The sequence below is a fragment of the Streptomyces albipurpureus genome (assembly GCF_023701525.1).
Classification (GTDB): domain Bacteria; phylum Actinomycetota; class Actinomycetes; order Streptomycetales; family Streptomycetaceae; genus Streptomyces; species Streptomyces albipurpureus.
Genome location: NZ_JAMQAW010000078.1, coordinates 68,305 through 88,515 on the forward strand (window position 1 = coordinate 68,305; position 20,211 = coordinate 88,515).

At 68.0% G+C, this 20,211-nt stretch carries 19 protein-coding genes and 6 pseudogenes; 17 read left to right on the plus strand and 8 right to left on the minus strand.

Annotated features, from left to right (window positions below):
- Positions 1-8: 8 nt before the first annotated feature.
- On the plus strand, positions 9-767 hold the full coding sequence (locus NBG84_RS35770; RefSeq protein WP_250923868.1) for a 3-hydroxyacyl-CoA dehydrogenase: 759 nt from the start codon (positions 9-11) through the stop codon (positions 765-767).
- A 152-nt stretch (positions 768-919) separates the two neighbouring features.
- Here the strand turns inward: NBG84_RS35770 and NBG84_RS35775 are convergent, their stop codons facing one another.
- On the minus strand, positions 920-1,096 hold the full coding sequence (locus NBG84_RS35775; protein ID WP_250923869.1) for a hypothetical protein: 177 nt from the start codon (positions 1,094-1,096) through the stop codon (positions 920-922).
- 21 nt (positions 1,097-1,117) lie between these two features.
- Positions 1,118-1,504 (minus strand): hypothetical protein, encoded by a 387-nt coding sequence (locus NBG84_RS35780; protein WP_250923870.1) that lies wholly within the window; start codon positions 1,502-1,504, stop codon positions 1,118-1,120.
- A gap of 1,207 nt (positions 1,505-2,711) precedes the next feature.
- On the opposite strand from NBG84_RS35780, the gene NBG84_RS35785 reads away from it, so the two are divergent.
- From NBG84_RS35785 to NBG84_RS35835, 11 genes and pseudogenes are all read left to right on the plus strand, one after another.
- Positions 2,712-3,746, plus strand: a complete 1,035-nt coding sequence (locus NBG84_RS35785) for a LysR family transcriptional regulator (protein ID WP_250923871.1) — start codon at positions 2,712-2,714, stop codon at positions 3,744-3,746.
- A gap of 121 nt (positions 3,747-3,867) precedes the next feature.
- The gene (locus NBG84_RS35790) at positions 3,868-4,662 is read left to right on the plus strand and encodes an enoyl-CoA hydratase/isomerase family protein (RefSeq protein ID WP_250923872.1); all 795 of its coding nucleotides are present in this window, start codon (positions 3,868-3,870) and stop codon (positions 4,660-4,662) included.
- Between the two features lie 134 nt (positions 4,663-4,796).
- A pseudogene (locus NBG84_RS35795) lies at positions 4,797-5,174 on the plus strand (CoA transferase); the annotation flags it as partial.
- Between the two features lie 140 nt (positions 5,175-5,314).
- A complete protein-coding gene (locus tag NBG84_RS35800) occupies positions 5,315-6,463 on the plus strand; it encodes an acyl-CoA dehydrogenase family protein (protein ID WP_250923874.1) in 1,149 nt (382 codons plus the stop codon).
- A gap of 27 nt (positions 6,464-6,490) precedes the next feature.
- The gene (locus NBG84_RS35805; RefSeq protein ID WP_250923875.1) at positions 6,491-7,501 is read left to right on the plus strand and encodes an NAD(P)H-dependent flavin oxidoreductase; all 1,011 of its coding nucleotides are present in this window, start codon (positions 6,491-6,493) and stop codon (positions 7,499-7,501) included.
- Between the two features lie 133 nt (positions 7,502-7,634).
- Positions 7,635-7,805: a hypothetical protein gene (locus tag NBG84_RS35810; protein WP_250923876.1), complete on the plus strand. Its 171-nt coding sequence runs from the start codon at positions 7,635-7,637 to the stop codon at positions 7,803-7,805.
- 10 nt (positions 7,806-7,815) lie between these two features.
- Complete coding sequence (locus NBG84_RS35815) at positions 7,816-8,004, plus strand: TOBE domain-containing protein (protein WP_250923877.1); 189 nt, start codon at positions 7,816-7,818, stop codon at positions 8,002-8,004.
- Between the two features lie 133 nt (positions 8,005-8,137).
- A complete protein-coding gene (locus NBG84_RS35820) occupies positions 8,138-8,602 on the plus strand; it encodes an ABC transporter permease family protein (protein ID WP_250923878.1) in 465 nt (154 codons plus the stop codon).
- 105 nt (positions 8,603-8,707) lie between these two features.
- Positions 8,708-8,878 (plus strand): hypothetical protein, encoded by a 171-nt coding sequence (locus NBG84_RS35825; protein ID WP_250923879.1) that lies wholly within the window; start codon positions 8,708-8,710, stop codon positions 8,876-8,878.
- Between the two features lie 38 nt (positions 8,879-8,916).
- Positions 8,917-9,387: a hypothetical protein gene (locus NBG84_RS35830; protein WP_250923880.1), complete on the plus strand. Its 471-nt coding sequence runs from the start codon at positions 8,917-8,919 to the stop codon at positions 9,385-9,387.
- Complete coding sequence (locus NBG84_RS35835; protein ID WP_250923881.1) at positions 9,288-9,770, plus strand: ABC transporter permease family protein; 483 nt, start codon at positions 9,288-9,290, stop codon at positions 9,768-9,770. The genes NBG84_RS35830 and NBG84_RS35835 overlap by 100 nt, the downstream gene beginning before the upstream one ends.
- Positions 9,771-9,789: 19 nt before the next feature.
- Here NBG84_RS35835 and NBG84_RS35840 read toward each other — a convergent pair.
- Positions 9,790-10,398, minus strand: a pseudogene (locus NBG84_RS35840) (M20 metallopeptidase family protein); the annotation flags it as partial.
- A gap of 108 nt (positions 10,399-10,506) precedes the next feature.
- Here NBG84_RS35840 and NBG84_RS35845 point away from each other — a divergent pair.
- Positions 10,507-11,574 (plus strand): Lrp/AsnC family transcriptional regulator, encoded by a 1,068-nt coding sequence (locus NBG84_RS35845; RefSeq protein ID WP_250923882.1) that lies wholly within the window; start codon positions 10,507-10,509, stop codon positions 11,572-11,574.
- 457 nt (positions 11,575-12,031) lie between these two features.
- Positions 12,032-13,693, plus strand: a pseudogene (locus tag NBG84_RS35850) (ISAzo13 family transposase).
- A 26-nt stretch (positions 13,694-13,719) separates the two neighbouring features.
- Here NBG84_RS35850 and NBG84_RS40870 read toward each other — a convergent pair.
- The 5 genes and pseudogenes from NBG84_RS40870 to NBG84_RS35870 all read right to left on the minus strand — a co-directional run.
- Positions 13,720-14,118 (minus strand): annotated as a pseudogene (locus NBG84_RS40870) (NF041680 family putative transposase); the annotation flags it as partial.
- A 162-nt stretch (positions 14,119-14,280) separates the two neighbouring features.
- Entirely contained in the window at positions 14,281-15,498 is a 1,218-nt protein-coding gene (locus tag NBG84_RS35855; RefSeq protein ID WP_250923883.1) for an IS4 family transposase, read from the minus strand.
- A 59-nt stretch (positions 15,499-15,557) separates the two neighbouring features.
- Positions 15,558-16,618, minus strand: a pseudogene (locus tag NBG84_RS35860) (transposase); the annotation flags it as partial.
- 65 nt (positions 16,619-16,683) lie between these two features.
- Positions 16,684-18,240 (minus strand): ATP-binding protein, encoded by a 1,557-nt coding sequence (locus NBG84_RS35865; protein ID WP_250923909.1) that lies wholly within the window; start codon positions 18,238-18,240, stop codon positions 16,684-16,686.
- A gap of 162 nt (positions 18,241-18,402) precedes the next feature.
- Positions 18,403-18,537 (minus strand): annotated as a pseudogene (locus NBG84_RS35870) (IS5/IS1182 family transposase); the annotation flags it as partial.
- 25 nt (positions 18,538-18,562) lie between these two features.
- Here NBG84_RS35870 and NBG84_RS35875 point away from each other — a divergent pair.
- From NBG84_RS35875 to NBG84_RS35885, 3 genes are all read left to right on the plus strand, one after another.
- On the plus strand, positions 18,563-18,763 hold the full coding sequence (locus tag NBG84_RS35875) for a hypothetical protein (protein ID WP_250923884.1): 201 nt from the start codon (positions 18,563-18,565) through the stop codon (positions 18,761-18,763).
- 700 nt (positions 18,764-19,463) lie between these two features.
- The gene (locus tag NBG84_RS35880) at positions 19,464-19,748 is read left to right on the plus strand and encodes a peptidase inhibitor family I36 protein (protein ID WP_250923906.1); all 285 of its coding nucleotides are present in this window, start codon (positions 19,464-19,466) and stop codon (positions 19,746-19,748) included.
- Positions 19,749-19,761: 13 nt separating this feature from the next.
- Complete coding sequence (locus tag NBG84_RS35885; protein WP_250923885.1) at positions 19,762-19,911, plus strand: hypothetical protein; 150 nt, start codon at positions 19,762-19,764, stop codon at positions 19,909-19,911.
- Positions 19,912-20,211: the final 300 nt, after the last annotated feature.

The following is a 20,211-nucleotide window of genomic DNA, read 5'->3' on the forward strand; positions in this document are numbered from 1 at the left end:
CCACAGTCATGCACATCGCAGGAACCACCGCGCTGGTCACCGGAGGAGCCTCCGGGCTCGGTCTCGCCACCGTCACCGCGCTCGCCGCTTCGGGGGCCCGCGTGGTCGCGGTCGACCTCCCGGGTGCGGACACCACCGCACTCACCGCACTCGGCGGGAGCGTCTCCTTCTCCCCCGCCGACGTCACCGACGAAGATGCGGTCACCGAGGCAGTCGAACACGCCAACGCCGAAGGGACGCTGAGAATCACCGTCAACTGCGCCGGTATCGGCAGCGTGGCCAGGACAGTGGGCAGAAACGGCCCCTTCCCGCTCGCCGACTTCGAGAAGGTGATCAAGGTCAACCTCGTCGGAACGTTCAACGTCATCCGGCTCACCGCCGACGCAATGGCCCACAACGAGCCCGTGGCCGACGAGCGCGGAGTGATCGTCAACACCGCATCCGTCGCCGCCTTCGAAGGGCAGATCGGACAGGCCGCCTACGCAGCCTCCAAAGGCGGAATCGTCGGCGCGACGCTACCGATCGCCCGGGACCTAGCCGGACTGCTCATCCGAGTCAACACCATCGCCCCCGGCCTCTTCAAAACCCCGCTGCTCGGCAGCCTGCCCGAAGAGGCACAGCGCTCCCTCGGCACGCAGACGCCACACCCCAACAGGCTCGGCGACCCCGCCGAGTACGCCCACCTGGTCGAGGCAATCATCACCAACCCGATGCTCAACGGCGAGACCATCCGCCTCGACGGCGCCATCCGCATGGCACCACGCTGAACCGCCTCTGAAGCCCGGCCCCCTGGCAGCCGGCCCCGCACCGCGAGCCAGATGATGTGCGGGTGTCCGTGGTGGTTCGGCATCGATACGTCAGTGGGCTGGTGTTCGGCTTTCAGCTGCTCGGCGAATTGTCCTGCGTGGTACGACTGCTGTCATGGTTGCCGATCTGGTGCTGCCGTCTTGATGATGATGTGGGTCGGTTGGTTGCCGGTCGGTACGTCATGGCGTGTGTTGTCGCTGGTCAGGGCGATGCCCGGAGGATCCGCCGGGCAGACTTCGTCGTCGACGCGCAGGGTGTCCAGGAACATCCCGCCGAGTGCCGCCGTCACCAAGGAGTCCGCGCTCAGCTCCTAGTCCCGGTCGTCCAGGGCGGTGACCGGGATGACGATGCGTTCGGCCACCGCCAGGAGCAGTCCGCGCAGTTCCGGCCCGGTCTTCTCCGCGACCACACAGGCGATGTCGGTGTTGCGGGCCTGCACGGGCCGGATGTAGCCGAATGATGCCGAGACGTCGTCTCGGTTCATCGGGACGAGCGGCTCGGTGGCGGTGATGTTCTCGGGCGTGACGGCTCCGTAGCTATTCGCGGGGCCAGGCACCTGCTGCGCATCAGTGTGCGTCACGCTGGTAACCGCGGTAGCCGGTAGTGCCTGTGTCATGGCGGTCGCGGCCGGCGCGGCGACACCGAACGCCACCGCGACGGCGACAGAGAGGGCGATCGCGCGGAACTTGTTCTGCATGATCCCCCTGCTTTGTTCTCGGGAGATCCGTAAACGAAGCCAAAGAGGGCCTCGTCCACACGGTCGAAACAGAGGCGACCCCGAGTTGCTAAGAGCAGGCGGTCGCCCTGTTCCACTCCGAGTCTTCGGCCGCTGAGGATTGTTGAGCACCCCCTCCCACACCCCCGACCCCGCCTATGAGGGAACGTCGTCCGGGACCACTGGGCGCCGGAAGTTGCTCGGATTGACCGCTCCCGGTTCTTGCCCTCGCCCTGGTCCGTCTCTGTCGCGGCGGACCTGGCGGACACCCACTTCACACCTCGCCGTAGACAGATAGGGAAGAGGCGCTCTGGGAACTGACCGGGCCTCGACACAAGCACGCGCCTCAACGCCACCCTGGGTCTTGCCTGGCCTGCCGCCCTGCCAGCGCGCGCTGATCGGCCTCACACCTCACCGTGATCGACTAGGCCGAGCTCGCTGCCCTCCACCAGATCACGCCGCCGGCAGGGGGAGAAGGGCCAGCGGGAGCAGTCCAGCTTCGACGGTGGCATGGTCGATCGTGAGCCCGCAGTAGCGGCCGCCCCCGGTGAAAACCCGCGCCTATGCTCCTCGTTGTACAGCGGCACTTCCTCCGCGGTGGAGGCGCCGTCGTACAGGGACGGGAACACAGCCTCCGCTGCCCTCAGCGCTGCGTCCAATCCCGTCAACCCATTGATGCCCTCGCCGAACTCGGCCTCCCACGTCCCCCCGGCGTCTCTGGGGGCGTGCAGGATCAGTCAGGGAGCGTCATTCCGGTTCAGCGTGAGACGGACGACTCCTCACCCACGAGGGGATCCATACCGGCCCGCCCCGATAACCGACGAACCAGGAGTAGACCAACTCCCCGCAGACGCCATGCATCGCACTACTCGCCCGCGACATATCCGCACTCGGCGGTATCGCCAACTCACCCCGGTCCTTATACAGATCCTGACACCACAGCTGCTCCCGATCCACTTCAAGGCGGACCAGCGCTTCCTCCGCCTCTCATCGGCCGTCGAATCGTAGGGAAATCCCCATTCACCGAGGTACGCCTACTCGTAGGCGTCTGTACGCGCGGGTCACCCCCGCACAAGAATCGGCATAAACTGGCACATTATTGGCGGACACCACGCGCCGTCGCTTTCGCGCCGCGGGGCAGCTCGGCGTCTTCCTCGACCGGTGAGCGGGCGCCTCGTATGTTTCGGGGATGGACATCCGGCAGTTGGAGTATTTCCTGGCAGTCGTCGACAACGGTGGGGTGAACCGGGCCGCGGCCGCGCTGCGCGTCGCTCAGCCGTCGCTCTCGCAGGCCGTCAGGAAGCTGGAGAAGGACCTGCGGACCGAGTTGTTCTTCCGAGTGGGCAGGGGTCTGGTGCTCGCCCCCGCTGGTGAGGCCCTGGTGGGCCCGGCCCGGCAGATCCTGCGGGACGTGGACTCCGCGCTCCAGGCGGTGCGCGAGGTGCGGGATGTGGAGCGCGGGCGGATCGACATCGCGGCGCTGTCGGACCTCTCGACGGATCCGCTGTCGGTGTGGGCGGCCAACTTCCGGGTGAAGAATCCGAACGTCAGCCTGCGCATCGAGGAACGCGACCACATCTCCGACGTCGTCGAGCTGGTCAAGTCCGGTGCCTGCGAGCTCGGCGTGACAATGCTGCCCGTGCCGAGGGAGGGGCTGGCGGACGAGTTCCTGACCCCACAGAGATTCGTGCTGCTCCTCCCGCCCGGGACGGGGTCCGAGCTGCCCGAGACCGTCTCGCTCGGGTCGATGTCGGGCCTCCCGCTGGTGATGGGGAAGCGCAACACCACGACCCGGGACTACGTCGAGGCCATGCTGCGCGAGAACGGGGTCCAGCCGCGGGTGGCAGTCGAGGTCCCGCAGCGGGGGGCGGTGGTGCCCATGGTTCTCTCCGGCGCCGGCGCGGCGATCGTGTCCATGCGGGTCGCGATCGAGGCCCGCCAGCGGGGGGCGGCGGTGCGCGAGATCGAACCGCGGCTCCAGAGGCGGATCGGTGTGGTGCACCGGCCCGGCAGGCTCACTGCGGCGGCCGCGGTTTTCCTTGCGGAGACCAAGGCCGACCTCGCGTCCTGGGACCGGGCCGTCGAACGTCGTACGGCCTCGGGGCTGAGCCGGATCGAGGCCACGGGGCACGTCATGTCCGCGATGGAGAAACGTCAGCTCGACGGTTTCAGGAAGCGGTCTCCGATCGCGCGTGAGGAGAGACGGAGCGACCTCGATCGATAGGCGATTGCAGTCATTCCAACCGGATACTGGTCTTTGACGCTGTCGATCACCACGGCGTTTGATGTGGCGCAGGTCATCACGCGGACGGCACGTGATCGACCCACACTCACCGGAGGCGCCGATGCCAGTTCAGGTCTCGTGCTCGATCGTCCGCGAGGTCGCGACAGTGACCCTTGACAACCCGGGGCGCCGGAACGCCGTCTCCGCCCAACTGCTCCGTGATCTCGAAAACGTCCTCGGGCAACTCGAGGCGAACCGTGACGTGCGTGTCGTCGCGCTGACGGGGTCCGGATCGAGTTTCTGCGTCGGTGCCGATCTCGCCGCTCCACCGGAGCTCCGCATACTCCAAGGCGACTCGATCGAGGCGGACACGGCGCGGCTGCGAGCGGCCAGCCATGTGGCCGAGCGTCTCCACCTGATGCCTCAGCTCACCGTGGCCGCGATCAACGGCGCCTGTGCGGGGGCGGGTCTGTCGCTGGCCCTGGCGGCCGACATCCGGATCGCCTCCGGGGCCGCCGTCTTCAACACAGCTTTCCTGAGTGCGGGACTGCCCGGCGACCTCGGCGGAATCTGGTTCCTCACGCGGCTACTCGGCGCCGCGCGAGCCCGCGAGCTCTTCTTGCTGCCCGGGAAGTTCGATGCGCACCGGGCGGCCGAACTCGGACTGGTGACCGAGGTCTCCACCGCCGCCGAGTTCGGTGAGCTGACGGATCGCGTCACCGCCCGCCTGGCGTCAGCCGCCCCTCTCGCGGCCCGGGCCATGAAGCAGAACCTGCTCGCCGCGCAGACCATGCCGCTCGGCGACTTCCTCGGGGCCGAGGTCGACCGCATGGTCCGCTGCTTCCACACCGAGGACGCCCGCGAGGCGGCGGCCGCGTTCCTGGAGCGGCGCGAGCCTGTGTTCACCGGTCACTGAACCATCCCTGCTTCGCCGCGCGCCGGTCACCGCGCACCGCTGCCGTTGGGAAACCGCCATGAACCCAGCGGTACCCACGTCGCCCCCGAAGCCGATGACCTCCGGCCCCGCCGTGAGCGGTACGCAGCGGCAACGCACAGCCGACCGTCGCCCCGGCCGCGGACATCATGCCGACCGCGGACCGCGTGGTCGTGGTCTGTGCCTACTTGGTGCCGCACTTCGAGAAGCTGTGCCGACTGATCGAACAACCCGATCTCGTACGGGACGAGAGATTCGCGACCAACCAGGCGCGGGTCGCCCATCGCCCTGCGCTGGTCGTCAAGTTGCGTACCGCCCTCGCGGGCCTCACCACCGACGAGGCGCTGGACCTACTCACCACGAACGGCGTGGTGGCCGGCTGGATCAGCGGGTACGACGAGGCGCGTGAGAACCCGGACGTGCGGGCGAGCGGACTGTTCATCGGGGTGGTGGGCGCCGTCGGCCCGAGGAAGACCCCGCTGTCATCTCCGTAGTCAGCGACCAGGGCGCACATCTCAATCAGTAGCCAGGGTGCCCCGGAGAGCCGGGCGGCCACTCCTGGAAAGCCACTGAAGGCAGAGAACCATAAGCCACACCCGGCCCTCCCGGGCCGCCTAACAACTTACGGAGAACCATGCTCAGAGAGATCTACACCGAGGACCACGAGGCGTTCCGGCAAACCGTGCGGGAGTTCGTCAGCAAGGAGATCGTGCCGCATCTGGAGGAGTGGGAGGCCGCGGGAATCGTGCCTCGGACCCTGTTCCGAAAGACCGCCGAGATCGGCATCAACGGGTTGCAGATCCCCGAGAAGTTCGGCGGCGGCGGTATGCGGACCTTCCGCTTCAACGCTGTCGTACTGGAGGAGAGCGGGTACGCCGCGGCAACACTGGGCGGGCTCCAAGTACACCTGAGCACGGTGCTGCCGTACTTCCTGGAGTTCGCCAACGACGAGCAGAAGGCGCGCTGGTTCCCGGGGTTCGCGGACGGCTCCCTGGTCAGCTCCATCGCGATGACCGAACCGGGAACCGGATCTGACCTCGCCGGTATGGCCACCACGGCGGTGAGGGACGGCGACGACTACATCCTCAACGGGGCGAAGACGTTCATCACCGGCGGCATCAACGCCGACCTCATCGTGGTGGTTGCCCGTACCTCCGACGGCGGGGGCAACCGGCGCAAGGGACTGTCGCTGCTCGTCGTCGAGTCGGACATGCCCGGATTCAGCCGCGGCCGCAACCTCGACAAGATGGGACTCAAGGCGCAGGACACCGCAGAGCTGTTCTTCGACGACGTCCGGGTGCCGGCCGCGAATCTACTCGGGGCCGAGGGCGATGCCTTCGCCACGCTCACCGCGAACCTGCCGCAGGAACGACTGACCGTCGCGATCACCGCGCAGGCGACCGCGACGGCCGCGCTGCACCTGGCCGTCGACTACGTCCAGAAGCGCACGGTCTTCGGGCAGCGGGTCGCGGACTTCCAGAACACGAAGTTCGTGCTCGCCGAGTGCGCCACCGACCTCGAAGCAGGCCAGGCACTCGTGGACCGCGCCATCGCCGCGCTCGACGCCGGCAGGCTCACCCCCGCCGACGCCGCGAAGACCAAACTGTTCTGCACCGAGATGCAGGCGCGGGTCATCGACAAGTGTCTCCAACTGCACGGAGGCTACGGCTACATGCGCGAGTACCCAATCGCCCGGCTCTACACCGACGCTCGCGTGTCCCGCATCTTCGGCGGCACCAGCGAGGTCATGAAGAGCGTCGTCTCCAAGTCCATGGGCCTTTGATGATCGACGAAAGGGGGAGCTCCGCCGATGACTGACGGTACGAACGCCGGCGGCGCCCTGCGCACCCGGTTCACCGAGACTTTCGGAATCACCCACCCCGTGGTGCAGGGCGGGATGCAATGGGTCGGCCGGGCCGAGCTCGCCGCCGCCGTGTCGAACGGCGGCGGGCTGGGCATCCTCACCGCCCTGACCCAGCCCACCCCCGAGGACCTGGCCCGCGAGATCCAGCGCACACGGGACCTCACAGACGCACCCTTCGGCGTCAACCTGACGACCCTGCCGACGATCACCCCACCCCCCTACGAGGAGTACCGCCGGGTCATCGTCGAATCCGGTGTGGGGATCGTCGAGACAGCGGGGTCGAACCCCGAGCCGCACCTGCCACTGTTCCAGGAGCACGGGGTGAAGGTCATCCACAAGTGCACGAGCGTGCGCCACGCGCTCAAGGCACAGTCGTCGGGGGTGGACGCGGTCAGCATCGACGGCTTCGAGTGCGCCGGCCACCCGGGCGAGGACGACATCCCGGGTCTGGTTCTGATCCCGGCCGCTGTGGACCGGCTCACGATCCCCGTGTTGGCCTCCGGGGGGTTCGCCGACGGCCGGGGCCTGGCCGCCGCGCTGGCCCTCGGGGCCGACGGCATCAACATGGGCACCCGGTTCCTCTGCACACAGGAGGCTCCGGTGCACGACGCGGTCAAGAAGGCGATCGTCACCGGGTCCGAGCGCGATACCAACCTCATTTTCCGGACGCTCCGCAACACCTCCCGGGTGTCCCGCAACGCCGTCAGTGACAAGGTCGTTGCCATCCTCGACGCCGGTGGCACCTTCGACGACATCCGCGAGCTCGTCGCGGGTGTGCGTGGACGGCAGGTCTACGAGAGCGGAGACCTCAACGCGGGCGTCTGGTCGGTCGGGATGGCGCAGGGCCTGATCCACGACATTCCCCCCGCCGGTGAAGTGGTCGGCCGCATCGTCCGTGACGCGATCAACGTGCTCAGTTCGAGGCTCGCCCTCGTCGCCGGGCCGACGGTCCGCTGAGGCCACGCCCGCTCCAGGGAACGCCGGGAGCCCAAGGAGCCGGAACAGCAGCCGTCACGCAAGGTCCCCGCCTCCGCAACGGACACCGTTTCCTCGGTGCTCGCAGCCACCAGGCCGAAACCGTAAACCGCCCGTGCACCGGCGGTGCGGCCCGTCCGGTGAGGAGGCCGAGAACAGCGGCCACCTGCTGTACGACCTCACCGGGCACGAGGTGCGGATGCGGGCGGCCTCCGGTATGACAGCGCCCCGGCTCTGTATCCGCCCGAAGGCCCCACTGTTCTCCAACGCCCCCGCCCGGACATGACAACACCCGGGTGGGACGGGTCGCGGTGGTCAGCTTCCAGAACGCCCACGTCCGCTACCGGATCGCACTCGACCGCGGCCCCGAGGTCGAAGCCGTCGTCGGACGCAGCCGCGGGAAACTGCTCGCCACTGGCTCAGACGTCTGGGTCTGTGCCAACCCCTCGGCGGTCCAGGTGCTGCCGCTGGAGGTATCGGCATAACCGCCCCGCCCACGATACCCACCGAAACCGCCGCGCCCCCATATCTACTGGGCCGGGGAGGGCACCTGCGCTCACCACGGCTCTGAACCGCGCACGCCGTGCCCTGCCCACCGGTGTCCTGCTCGGCGTCCTCGTGGCCCTGCCGATGCTGTTGATCCTGCTCGCCGCGTTCAGCGACTCCTTCCTCCGGCCCGACGACATCGGCCTCGACTCGCTGACACTCGCCAACTTCTCCGTCCTGGCCTCGACGCAGGCACTCACCACGCTCGGCAACTCCGTGCTGATCGCCGGCTGCGCCTCGGCGCTCGCCCTGCTGATCGGCTGCGACCCCGCATTCATCACCGCCCGCACCAGCTCGCCGGCACGGCGGTTTCTCTACTGCACCGGCATCGCGCCGATGTTCCTGCCCTCACTCGGCGGCGCCCTCGCCTGGTCCCTGCTCGGCAGCCCGGCGGCCGGCTACCTCAACCTCGTCGTGCAATCGGTGGGACTGGACATCACCGTCAACATCTACAGCACCGGGGCCTCGTCATGGTCCCCGCCCTCTACTACGCACCCCACGCGTTCCTGCTCGCCCACAGCGTGCTTTCCCTCATGAACCCCGATCTGGAGGAAGCGTCCTTCGTACACGGCGGGACGCTGCGGCGCACCATGCGTTGGGGGACCCTTCCCACTCGCGCTGCCCGCGATCCTTGGGTCCGGGGTGCTGATCTTCACGCTGGCTACGGAGAACTTCCCCGTAGCCCAAGTGATCGGCAACCCCTCCCAAGTAAAGACGCTGCCCGGCTTCATCTACCGCCTGATGAACGCCTCGCCCTCCCGCGGCAATGAGGCCGCCGCCGTGGCCATCGTCCTGACCGCCCGTTGCTGGTGATCACGGCACTTCGGCAACGGGTGGTCATACGCGAGAAGTTGAGCAGCGTCACCGGCAAGGGCGTCAAGGCCAAGCAGGTCCCACTGGGCCGGTGGCGACTGCTGCCCGCATTCGGCTTCGCCCTGTTGTACTTCCTGCTCGCCGTGGTACTCCCGGTAGGCGCCCTGCTCCTCGCATCCCTCCAAACCTCCCCGTATGCCGCGAGCCTCGGCCAGCTCACCGAGAGCGGCGCCCTGTCGTTTTGGTCGCTGGGCAAGACACTGCGCTCCGCCGACTTCCTCCAGGCGGTGCCCAACAGCGCGATGACGGCCGTCATCGCCGGTGTCGTCGGTACGGCGCTCGGCTTCTGCCTCAGCTACTGCGTCTACCGTGCAAGTCCGCGGGCAGGCGAGTGCTGGAGTTCGTCGCCATGGAACCGCTCGCCGTCCCGGCCATCGTGCTCGGCCTCGGTCTGCTGTGGACCTGGCCGGTGCTGCCGGTGCCGGTGTACGGAACGGTCGTCGTGCTAGTGATCGCCTTCGTCGCCGTCTTTCTGCCGCAGGGGTACCGGGGCGTCACCTCCTCGATCCTCCAGGTCGACAAAGATCTGGAAGACAGTGCGGTCCTTCTCGGCTCCCGCCGCACCAAGGCCATGTCATACGTGACGCTGCCGCTCATGCGGGTCGGCCTGGTCTCCACCCTGCTGTTGCTGCTGTTGCTCTGCATGCGGGAACTGTCGGCCGCACTCTTCGCCTCCGACACCCGCCTGCTGTCCATCCTGATCTTCGACAACTACGACAACGGCGCGATGCAGGGAGCGGCCTCGGTGAGCCTGCTCTACTGCGGCGTCATCCTCGTGATCACCCTGCTCGCCAAGTCCCTTGGGGCAAAGAGCGTGGACGGTGCCCGATGAAGCGCACAACGACAGCAACGGCGGCCCCGTGCCCGCCCCGGCCACGCACGGTCACGCGGACCGAGTCGGAGGCCGCGAGCAGCGGTCCGCGACGTGTCCTGAACACCCCGGTCCCCGACTGTCCGAGCGTCACATGCAGGACGTACGCGGCGACGGGCCGTGCCCCGGCCGCTTCGAGGACACCCTCTTCAATCATCAGGCGCGCGCCGTCGTATCCCTCCTCGCCCGGCTGGAACATGAACACCACATCGCCCGCGAGCGACGCACGGCGGGCACAGAGCAGCTTCACGGCACCGACGAGCATCGCTGTGTGCAGGTCATGGCCGCAGGCGTGCATATGTCCGGGGATGCGGGAGGCGTACTCCAGCCCAGTGCTCTCCGTCACGGGCAGCGCGTCCATGTCGCCGCGCAGCAGTACGGCCGGGCCCGGCAGGCCGCCGCGCAGGACGGCGGTCACCGAGTCGAGCACGCTACCGGTGGTCAGCTCCAGCGGGAGCCCTTCGAGTGCGGCAAGCACCTTCTCCTGTGTGCGGGGCAGTCGCAGGCCGATCTCGGGTTCGGCGTGCAGGACGCGTCGCAGCCGTACGAGATCGCCCTGAAGCGCCTTGGCATCGTCCAAAATCGTCACGAATCACTCCTCGGGTGGTGCACCGGCTCCCCCGGTGGTAGGGCATTGTGTTGTCGAAGATCCGTGTTGGCTCGAAAATCACAGGATTGTGCCGAAGGGGCTCAACTCATGCAGGAATCTGCCGCCGACCCCGATGAGTTGGACCTCGCCCTCATCCATGCGCTGCAACTCGATCCCCGGGCGCCCTGGTCCCGGGTCGGCACCGCCCTCGGAGTGGACGCGGTCACGGCCGCGAGGCGCTGGTCACGGCTGGCGGAGGCGGGAATCGCCTGGGTCACCGCCCATCCGGTCGGCCTGCTCCAGACCGCCGCGTTCATTGAGGTCGACTGCGAGGCCGGAGAGGTGCTCGCCACCGCCGCCACACTGGCCCGCTGGCCCCATGTGGTCAGCATCGAGCACACCAGCGGCGCCCACGACCTGCTCCTGACTGTGGCGACACCCGGCTTGAACGCGCTCTCGCGCTATCTGCGCGACGGCATCGGGACGGTGGCAGGGGTCCGGGCCACCCGCACCCAGTTGGTCACCAGGGCGTACGCACTGGGCGGCGACTGGCGGCTCGGGGCGCTGGACGCGCGACAGTTGGAGCAGATGGGCTCGCCGGTACAAATCAGCACCGGCACAGTCAGACCGCTGCCCGAGGTGGAACGCAGGCTCCTGCGGCTCCTGTGCCACGACGGCCGCGCCTCGCTGACGGAACTGGCCGTCGGGCTCGGGTGCGGGCTCAGTACCGTACGCCGCCGCCTGCGGTCGATGATCGCCGACCGGGCACTGGTCCTGCGCTGCGACGTCGCCCAGCCGCTGTCCGGCTGGCCGGTCTGTCTGACACTGTCGGCACAGTCACCCGCCGATCAACTGGTCGCGATCGCCAACGGCCTGGCCACCCTCCCCGAAACTCGCTCATGCGCCATCACCACCGGCGGCTCGACCAATGTCGTACACAGCACCTGGCTGCGCTCCCTCCACGACGCCCACCGGCTGGAACTCCTGCTGGCCGAACGCTATCCCGCCCTGCGAATCACCGACCGCGCGGTAACGCTTGGGCACGTCAAGCGGACGGGACGGCTGCTGGACGACGAGGGCCGCAGCATTGGAATCGTCCCGATGGACGTGTGGACGGACCCTGTCGAGGCCGCGAGAGCGGCGGGCCTCAGCCGGTCAGGGATCACCGGTGGGTGACCGAACGGCCCGCCACCATGACCAGGTGGCAGTGCGCCCGACCATCGGCGCTGTAGACGATGCGGTAACTCCCGGCAGAGTCCTGCACGACGATCTGCCGCGGGCCCGGGCCTCGGAGCCGTCCGTGCAGCCCGTCCCGTGCTGGTGGTGGTGCTCAGAAGTCGGAGGGCGTCCTCGCCGATGGCGGTGATCCTGATCTCGGGCCGGTGGGGTTCGGGCCCGGACGGACCGGACAGCCGGGCGGCGGCGTCCCCGAAAGGATCCGGCGAGTCGCGTTGAGGTGTTGCATCCCAGGAGGTCGAGCGTGAACACGATTCTGGAGGACCGGCACCTGCTCAACCAGGTGCTGGCCCTGCGCGGATGGACCAACGAATACTGAGGTAATCCCAAGGCCGGGTAGTTAGGGCTTGTAAAGAATCAACGTGTTGGTTTGCGGTCTCTCTGTCGTTGGTGTGGTATGCGCATACCGAGTGACCTTCGTGACGAACTGGCCCTGAGATACGGGGTGTTGTTTCCTCATGTGAATGAGCGGCAGCAGCGGCTGGCGCTGGCTGTCGAGGGGGCACGGCGGGGTCCGGGCCGTCGCGCGTGCCACAGCGGTGAGTGAGACGACGGTGCGGAAGGGGGTCTTCGAGTTGGAGGGCGGTGAGGATCCGCTGCCCTATGGCCGGGTCCGCCGGGACGGCGGCGGGCGCAAGAGCGCCGAGGAGCTGGACCCGCTGCTTGTTCCGGCGTTGCTGGCGCTGGTGGAGCCGGACGAGCGGGGTGATCCGACGTCGCCGCTGCGGTGGACGATCAGATCGCTGCGGTCTCTGTCTGGGGAGCTGACGCGGCAGGGCCATGCCGCGTCAGCGCCAACCGTGGGCTGCTGCGGGAGAACAGTCTGCAGGCCAATGCCAAGACCCTCGAAGGCGCTCAGCACCCCGACCGGGACGCGCAGTTCTGGTACATCAACGACCAGGCCAAAGACCATCAGGCGGACGGTCAGCCGGTGGTCAGCGTGGATGCGAAAAAGAAGGAAGTCGTCGGGGAGTTCAAGAATGCCGGACGTCAATGGCGGCCGACCGGTGAACCCGTGCGGGTCGATGTCCATGACTTCCCCGGTGATGCACTGGGCAAAGCCCTGCCCTACGGCATCTACGACCTGGCGGCGGACACCGGCTGGGTAAACGTCGGTACGGATCACGACACCGCGGCCTTCGCCGTCGAATCGATCCGCCGCTGGTGGAACGGGCAAGGACGCCTCGACTACCCGCAGGCCACCCGTCTGCTGATCACCGCCGATGCCGGGGGCTCCAACGGCTACCGCACCAGAGCTTGGAAGACCGGCCTCGCGGCGTTCGCCGCCGAGACCGGCCTGGCCGTCACCGTCTGCCACATGCCTCCGGGCACATCGAAGTGGAATCGGATCGAGCACCGGCTGTTCTCCCACATCACCATGAACTGGCGGGGCCGCCCGCTGACCAGCCATGACGTCATCGTCAACAGCATCGCCGCGACCACCACCCGCACCGGCCTGACCATCCACGCCGAACTTGACACCGGCGTCTATCCCACCGGCGTGAAGGTCAGCGACGCCGAGCTCAACGCAGTACCCGTAACCGGACATGCCTTCCACGGTGCATGGAACTACACCGTCCACCCCCACCCCGTCGACCCCACCGGACCAACCACCGACCCGGCGGCGGTCTTCGACCGCGATGCTCTGTCGCACCCCGCACTGACCGGCATGACCCGCACCGCACTGACCGAGCTGACCCAGGCCCCGACCGCCGGCTGGCAGACACTGCAGAAACATGACGCCACCACACGCCGCGACGGCGCCCAACGACGCCGGGCCCCGGGCGGCCGCCGCAAGGCCAAACTCGACCTGCCCGACCGGGTCCTGCTCACCACGCTGCAACACAACCTCGCCCTGCCGCCCACCGTGCTGGCCCGCCTCTTCGCCGTCAGTAAGGACACCATCCGCCACGCCACCAGCGAGATCCGGCGGCTGATGGACCAGCACGCTCACACGCCCCGGCTCCCAGCAGCACACATCAACACCCTGGCAGGACTCCTCGTCCACGCCACCACACACGGCGCGACCCTCACGACGGAAACCAAACCAACACGTTGATTCTCTACAAGCCCTTATCTTGGCGTTTATGCTGCGCGACTGTTCGTGACGTCCTCGGTGATGTCCGGTTTGCCCTGTTTCCCGACGGGGTGTTCGCGTGCGCGGCGCCTGTTTTTCGAGCCTGCTGGTCGTCCGGGGCCTGCGGTGCTGACTTTCGGTGCGCCGGCCAGCTGTGCGCTCTTCCCGTGGAGGCGGCGAAATCCGCGGCGGACGCGGGCGGGTGTGAGGCGTCCTTGGCGCGCGGGCCGCTCCCAGGGTTTGCGGAGGTCTTCTGCGAGTGGCCGGGCGAGGCGGAGCTGGGTGTACGCGGCGACGACCAGCCACGTCCAGCGGTCGGCGGCTGCGGGCTCGCGGAGTTTGGGAACGGTCCAGCCCAGCGTTTGCTTGATCATTCTGAAGGTGTGTTCGAGATCCAATGCCGTTAGGTTAAGGGTCGGGTGGGGGGTGGTATGAGCGTGGGGTTGCGGGGTGGAGTGGGTGACTGCCGGTCGTCAGGCTTCTTGACGAGGTACCGGGAGATGATGCGTTTGATGACACGCGGGCTCGTCCGCGGTCGCCTGGGTGGGTTCACGTTGGCGAGGAGTTCATCACGCATCAGGTGGGCAGGGCAGCGGTGATGAGGGGGAAAAGTCCGCCGGAGGCATCAGGGCGATGCGACGGGCGGCGCGCAGGCAGGTGGTGAAAGACAGCCGGTCGGGGTCGAGCGCATCGGTGTTGGTGCGGGCTGCTTCGAGCATGTGCACGCGCAGTGCGTAGTGCACGAGCAGGTGGCCCCAGATTTGTTGGAGGATTCCGTCCGGGGTCTTGCTGGCCAGGACCGTGCCCGCTCCGATCTGCTGGGTCTTGAGTTCTTTGAAGGTCGTCTCCACTTCCCACCGCTCGGTGTACAGGGCGGCCAACTCCGGTCCCGGGTAATGCTCATGGTCGAGCAACGTGGTCAGGAGCGTGTAGGTCTCCTGACCCTCGTCGAGTTGGTAGCGCAGCGCGCGGACCTGGATACCGTGCTCGCGTCGACGGTCCTGGTACCCGTAGATCGTGGTGATCCAGGACCCGTCGGACAGCAGCCGGTCAGGCTCGAGTTTGTAGCGTTGGCCGGCCAGCCGCAGGAGAAGATCCGCACCGGAGGCCGACCAGGCCCGCCAGAGATCCACGCCTGGCAGGCCCCGGTCGCCCAGGACCAGCATGCCCGGGCCCATCGACCGGCCCAGGCCCTGGGCGGTCAGCGACTCGTGGACCGAGTATGCGCTGACCACCGCGTCGACGACGGCATGCGTGCCGCACTCCACCAACCCCACGATCTTGGCCTGCGGAAACGCCGCCCGCTTGTATGGCGCCTTGCCCGCCTTCGGCCTGCCGCCATGTCGGCCGAACTCCTCTTCGTTGGCCGCGGTGTCCGCCAGGTCGACGCAGGTGCCGTCCACCGCCATCAACCGCAGCCCACGCCAGAAGGCCCAGGTGTCCGCAGGCCCGGCCAGCGGTACGGCGGCGCGGGTGAACAGCTCCCGCAACGGTTCGGCTCCCAGCCGCTGACGTGCCAGAAAGATGGACGGCTTGCTCGGCTCCCGCCACGCCCTCAGCAGGCCGATCTGCCGCAGCCCGAACGTCGTCTTGCGCATGACCTCCAGATACGGATCCGGCGAAAACAACGCCATCCCAAGGACGAAGTACACCATCAGCCGGGCCGGTAGCAGCCGAGACCGTCGCTCCACCCGCCCGCACACCTCAAGCACTTCGTCTACGAGCCCAGCCGGATACACCCGCGCCAGCAGCCCGACGCTGACCACATCGCGCAACTCGGGCTCCACAACCACCCCTGAACGTCCGTCATACACGATGGAGGAGCAGGTTAACCTAACGGCATTGGTTCGAGATCGAATCTGCGCAGGAATCCTTGCCAGAGCCGGTCGACGTCCCCGCCTGTCGCGTTGGTGCCGGACCACCACAGCCAGATCGGCCTGGGCTGCGGTCTCCGCGCAGGTGCTCTACGTGAAGACGGATGACTGTGCCTTCGATGACGGGCAGGTGACCTTCGGGGTAGTCGGCCCAGGCCGAGCGCCGGACCAGCAGCGGGTGCAGCCGGTCCCAGGCCGTGGCCTCGGCCCGCCCGTAGTGGGTGGTGTCGGTGACCGTGGTGATGGCGGGGGCGGGCCAGGTGGCGGGCTTCTCGAACTTGAACTCCGACCCGCGCTTGGGTTTGCGTCCGACCTTGCCGGGTGGCTGTGGCGGGGGCGGGAAGTACAGGACACGGTCCGAACGCATCCGGCCCAGCAACTCGACGGGCAGGTCGGAGAGGAGGAAGGCCAGGCGGGTTACGTCATAGCCGGCATCAACGACGATCAGCACGGACGGGTCACCGGCCTGCCACTGCCCAGCGGCCAGCAGTCGTTGGACGACCTGACGGATCTGGCAGGCGGTGACGGCGATCTCGTCGTCCCACGGACACAGGCGGACCACGTCCAGTACGGCCGTCCACGAAGTCCGCCCGGGCTCCAGGGCGGCGACGAAGGAGTAGGGCCAGCCAGGGACCATCTGAGCCGAGCCCCTCCCGCGGCCGTAGGTGTGGCAGAACAGCCGGTCCGGGCTGGTGTTCGCGTCCGGGCGTAGCCAGTTGCTGACATCGACGGCCAGGACGAGGCGCCCGTCCGCCGCCCGTGGCATTGACAGACCGGCCAGAGTCCTGCGCAGCCGTGCCACATCCAGCCGCCCGTGGTTAACACCGCCGTACAAGGCACCGTGTCCGCGCCGGTGCTCCGGCGCCAAGGACAGCTCGACGAGCGTCTTTACCGGGCCGTCCGAGCACAACAGGGCGTCTGACAGCTCGAACAGCGCGTCTCCCCGCGCGGTGAGGCAGGCATAGAACTCCCCTCGGAAGTGGGACAGTTCCTCAAACGCATTCCGCGGGACATCCCGCTGCAGCAGACTCATCGTTACGGCCTTCGTGCTGATCAAGCGACTCTGTGACGGAGCACATGATCAGACGGAGGCCGCCCTCATGTCCGGCCAACAGCCGATCCCAGACAAGTTCGACACGCCGTTCGACCGCAGACGATAAACGCCAAGCTTATGTCCCGTGGCGGCGACGGGGTCGGACAAGGCCGGGGCCCATGCGCATCGTGGATGATCTTCAGCGCAAGGGTCGCGCTGGAGGTCGCCGCGACGGCCCTGAGTACTCTGATCGGCGCCCCGTACCTGAGCACGGCGGTACAGCTGGCGTTCATCGCACTGAACCGGCTGGGCCGGACCGTCGCAGACGTGACCGAGGGGGACATCGCCTCCGTGCTCGCCATCCCGCACCAGCGCCTGGAGGCGGTGCTCGCCGACCGTGCCTCGATCCGCTCCGGCAGCGCCCGACTCGTCCCCCTGCTTGCCTGCGTCGACCTCGCCCTCGCCGAGGAACTCGCCCGCGCGCAGGCCTCGGCCGCGGTGTCGAGCAGCAGGTCGTTCCACTGCGTGGCCTCCGCCATGGTGCGTCGGCTCACGTCTGTGTGGAACGGAGCGTTGAGGAATCCGCGGACCGGGCAAGTCGGCTGCGCGCCCATGGGCAAGAATGTGTAGAGCCTGCCGCGCTTCAGCGGCTCGCCCGCCGGCACCGCCACGCTGACCACGGCCGAGTCGCCCAGGGCCTGCCAGTCATCCCTCAGCGGTCCGGATTCGATGCCAGCGGCGATGGCCTCGTGCGCGCGCTCACAGTGCACCGCGGCCGTCACCATGACCAGGCGTATGCGACGACGCAGTGTGATCTGCTGGATCTTCAGACCGCGCGATGCGAAGAGCCGATCCACCTTGCGTGTATAGACGCTCGGGCGCCCCCGGCCGCCCACACGATGCGTCACGGACACCTTGCCGAGACGGTCCAGGAAGAGTTCGAACGGCACCCCGTCGTCCGTCAGTTCGCGCAGCTGGCGTACCGCCTCCTGCCTCGCGTCGGCGTTTCGCAGTGGGAGCCTGACCACGGTCACCAGTCCCCGTCGACGGAAGGGCACCACTGCGGCCGGGACGTCGTCCACCGGCACCGGGACCTTCAACGACGACAGGTTCGCGCGCAGTTGACCGGCTGCCTCCGGGCGGCCGGGCGCGACCTGGTCCGCCAGCCAGTCGAAGTCCTCGTCCCGGGCGAAACGGAAACAGAAGCCGTCGAAGATCTTGGACGTGGCTCGCATGACGCTGTACAGCTCTGGGGCGGAGGTGAGTTGCAGGACGCTCTTGAAGCCGACGCCCTTGTGGCCGATGCCCTCGTCGGGGCGCTTACTCGACAGGCCGATGCTGCACAGCGCCTCGAAGTTCCTGTACCCGAGGGGCCTGCCACCGTTCGCCACGTACAGGACGCCGTGTTCGCCCTCGTCCTCGTCAAGCACGATCTCGACGCGGCCGACGCCGTCCCGGGCGGGGTGCGCGTCATGGGCGTTCTGGAGCAGTTCCACGAGCACGCGCCCCTTGTACTCGGGCGACAGCATCCGCTCGGTGACCTCTTTGATCTCGAGGGCGGCACGCCGTCCGCGCTTGAGGTCGGCGAGGCATCCCTGGGCCTCCATGACCGCCGTCGCCACTACCTGCTTCCGCCTGGCCGGGCCGCCGGCGCCCGTGGACCGCCTCGCCCACACCTGTCCGTCGGTCACTGTTCCCCCCGAAGCCCCATGAACGCACTCATGCCGACGATAGGGGTGACCACTGACATTCAGACGCACAACCCGGAACATGCCGGTCGGCGGGGGCCCCCGGATCGCAGCCATCACGTGATCGAATGCTGGCGCGTCTCCGGCTTGTCCGGGCGGGAGCACCAAGCACAACGGGCGGCAGCCGCTGGCAGCGGCGAGATGGATCGTCGTCGTCAGCCCTCCCTCCGCACATAAAAGGCTAGAAGCCGCCCCCGTGTCTCGCACCACCGTCTTCGCTGCGCTGCTCAAACAGCGTGGCCTGACGGCATTTGAGAAGTTCAGCAACGGCTTTCGCGACGCCGCCGCGCGGGCCAGCCGTACCGAGGACGGCAACCTGCGGCTGGCCCGGGTGATCGTCTCCCGCAGCACTTTCGACCGATGGGCGGCGGGCCACATCAAATGCGCGCCTCATTGAGCACGGAGATCAAAGGGCTCGTGAAGAACTTCCTCGCCGCCTAGCACCTGACGAGCATCAACGCAGACGAGCGCCGAGAGAACCGAGGATGACACCCTGGCATTTCTGGGGCCAGCGCCAGGCGCGGGCGGCGACGCTGGGCAGGCCGCCCCACCGAGCGATAGCCCGATGAATGAGGTTCGCCACGGGCGGTGCGGGATGGAACCCAAGCGTCGCAAAATAGGGTCAAGGACACCGCGACCGCGTCGTGCGCCAAGGCAAGTAGGCCTGCAAAAGGCTGTTCTGATAGCGCCGTACCCCGCCTCATGGTCAAGACACCAGCGACGGCCGAAGCATCCGCTCCCGCTCCACGGTCGACTCCGGGGATTCCGGCGTCGTCATCACCATGAACCGGGGCAACGACCACGAGTGCAAGACCGTGTTCGCCAGACTGAGCCCCGGAGAGTCCAACGCCGTTATCGCCGAAGTCGGGGCCACCCACTACACGACCAGCCCCGCCGCGTAGACGCGCGACCGCGAACAGGCCGCCCGCGAACACCGCGACGGAACGCCCGCCGACGTCCGGACGGAATCCGGCACTTCAGCACCCCGTGAATTCCTGGAGGAAACGTGCTACGTACTGCCCTGCTCTCCGCCACGCTCATGACCGTCGGCCTCACCGCCGCCCCCGCCGGCGGCCGAGCCCATCGGTCCGTCCGCCATTTACCACTTCTCGGGATCCGACTGCCGGGCCGACAGTCTCTGCCTCTACAAGGACGGCAACTACAGGGGCGGTGGAGTCTCCTTCGAAAGCGGGGACCGCCTCCCGGACCTCAACAACGTCCTCATGAACGACCAGCTGACCTCCTGGTCCAATGACTCCGGCGTCACGTGCTACTGGTACCAGCACGCGAACTACCGGGGCGCCTCACACGAGATGCGGAACGGCTACCGCATCAACCTTCCAGGCAATGAGAACGACACCGCGTCCTCCATCCGCTGCTGACCGACCCGGCCGAGTGGCTTTCGCCGTCCGCCGAGGCCCACTGTACGTCGCGGCGATCGAACTCCGCTGGGACCTCGCCATCGACCAGGCCGAGCAGGACCGGCCGGTGTCCCTGGCGGCAGGCTGCCCCGGCCCGGTGGTGGAGTACGCGGCCGCACCGTAACTCCGAGCCCGTGTGCTGTTCCCGGGAGGCTGGGCTCCCGGGAACAACCGGGGACACGGAGCCGTCCACCGCGTTCGGGTCCGTGCGCGGGCTGGGGTGCGGGCGGTCCTGTTGGCTTTCGGCGGGCCAGTGGCTGTGTTCCATGTGTTCTTCGAGTTCGGCGGCGAGTGCGGGGGCGGGGCGATCGCCCGGCGAGGATGGTGCGAGCCGGTGAGGGGTTTGGGCTCGGGGGTGTCGATGCGGGGGCGTCCACAAAGTGGGTCATCGCCTCCACCGTGTCGGGATCGCTGACCACCCTCG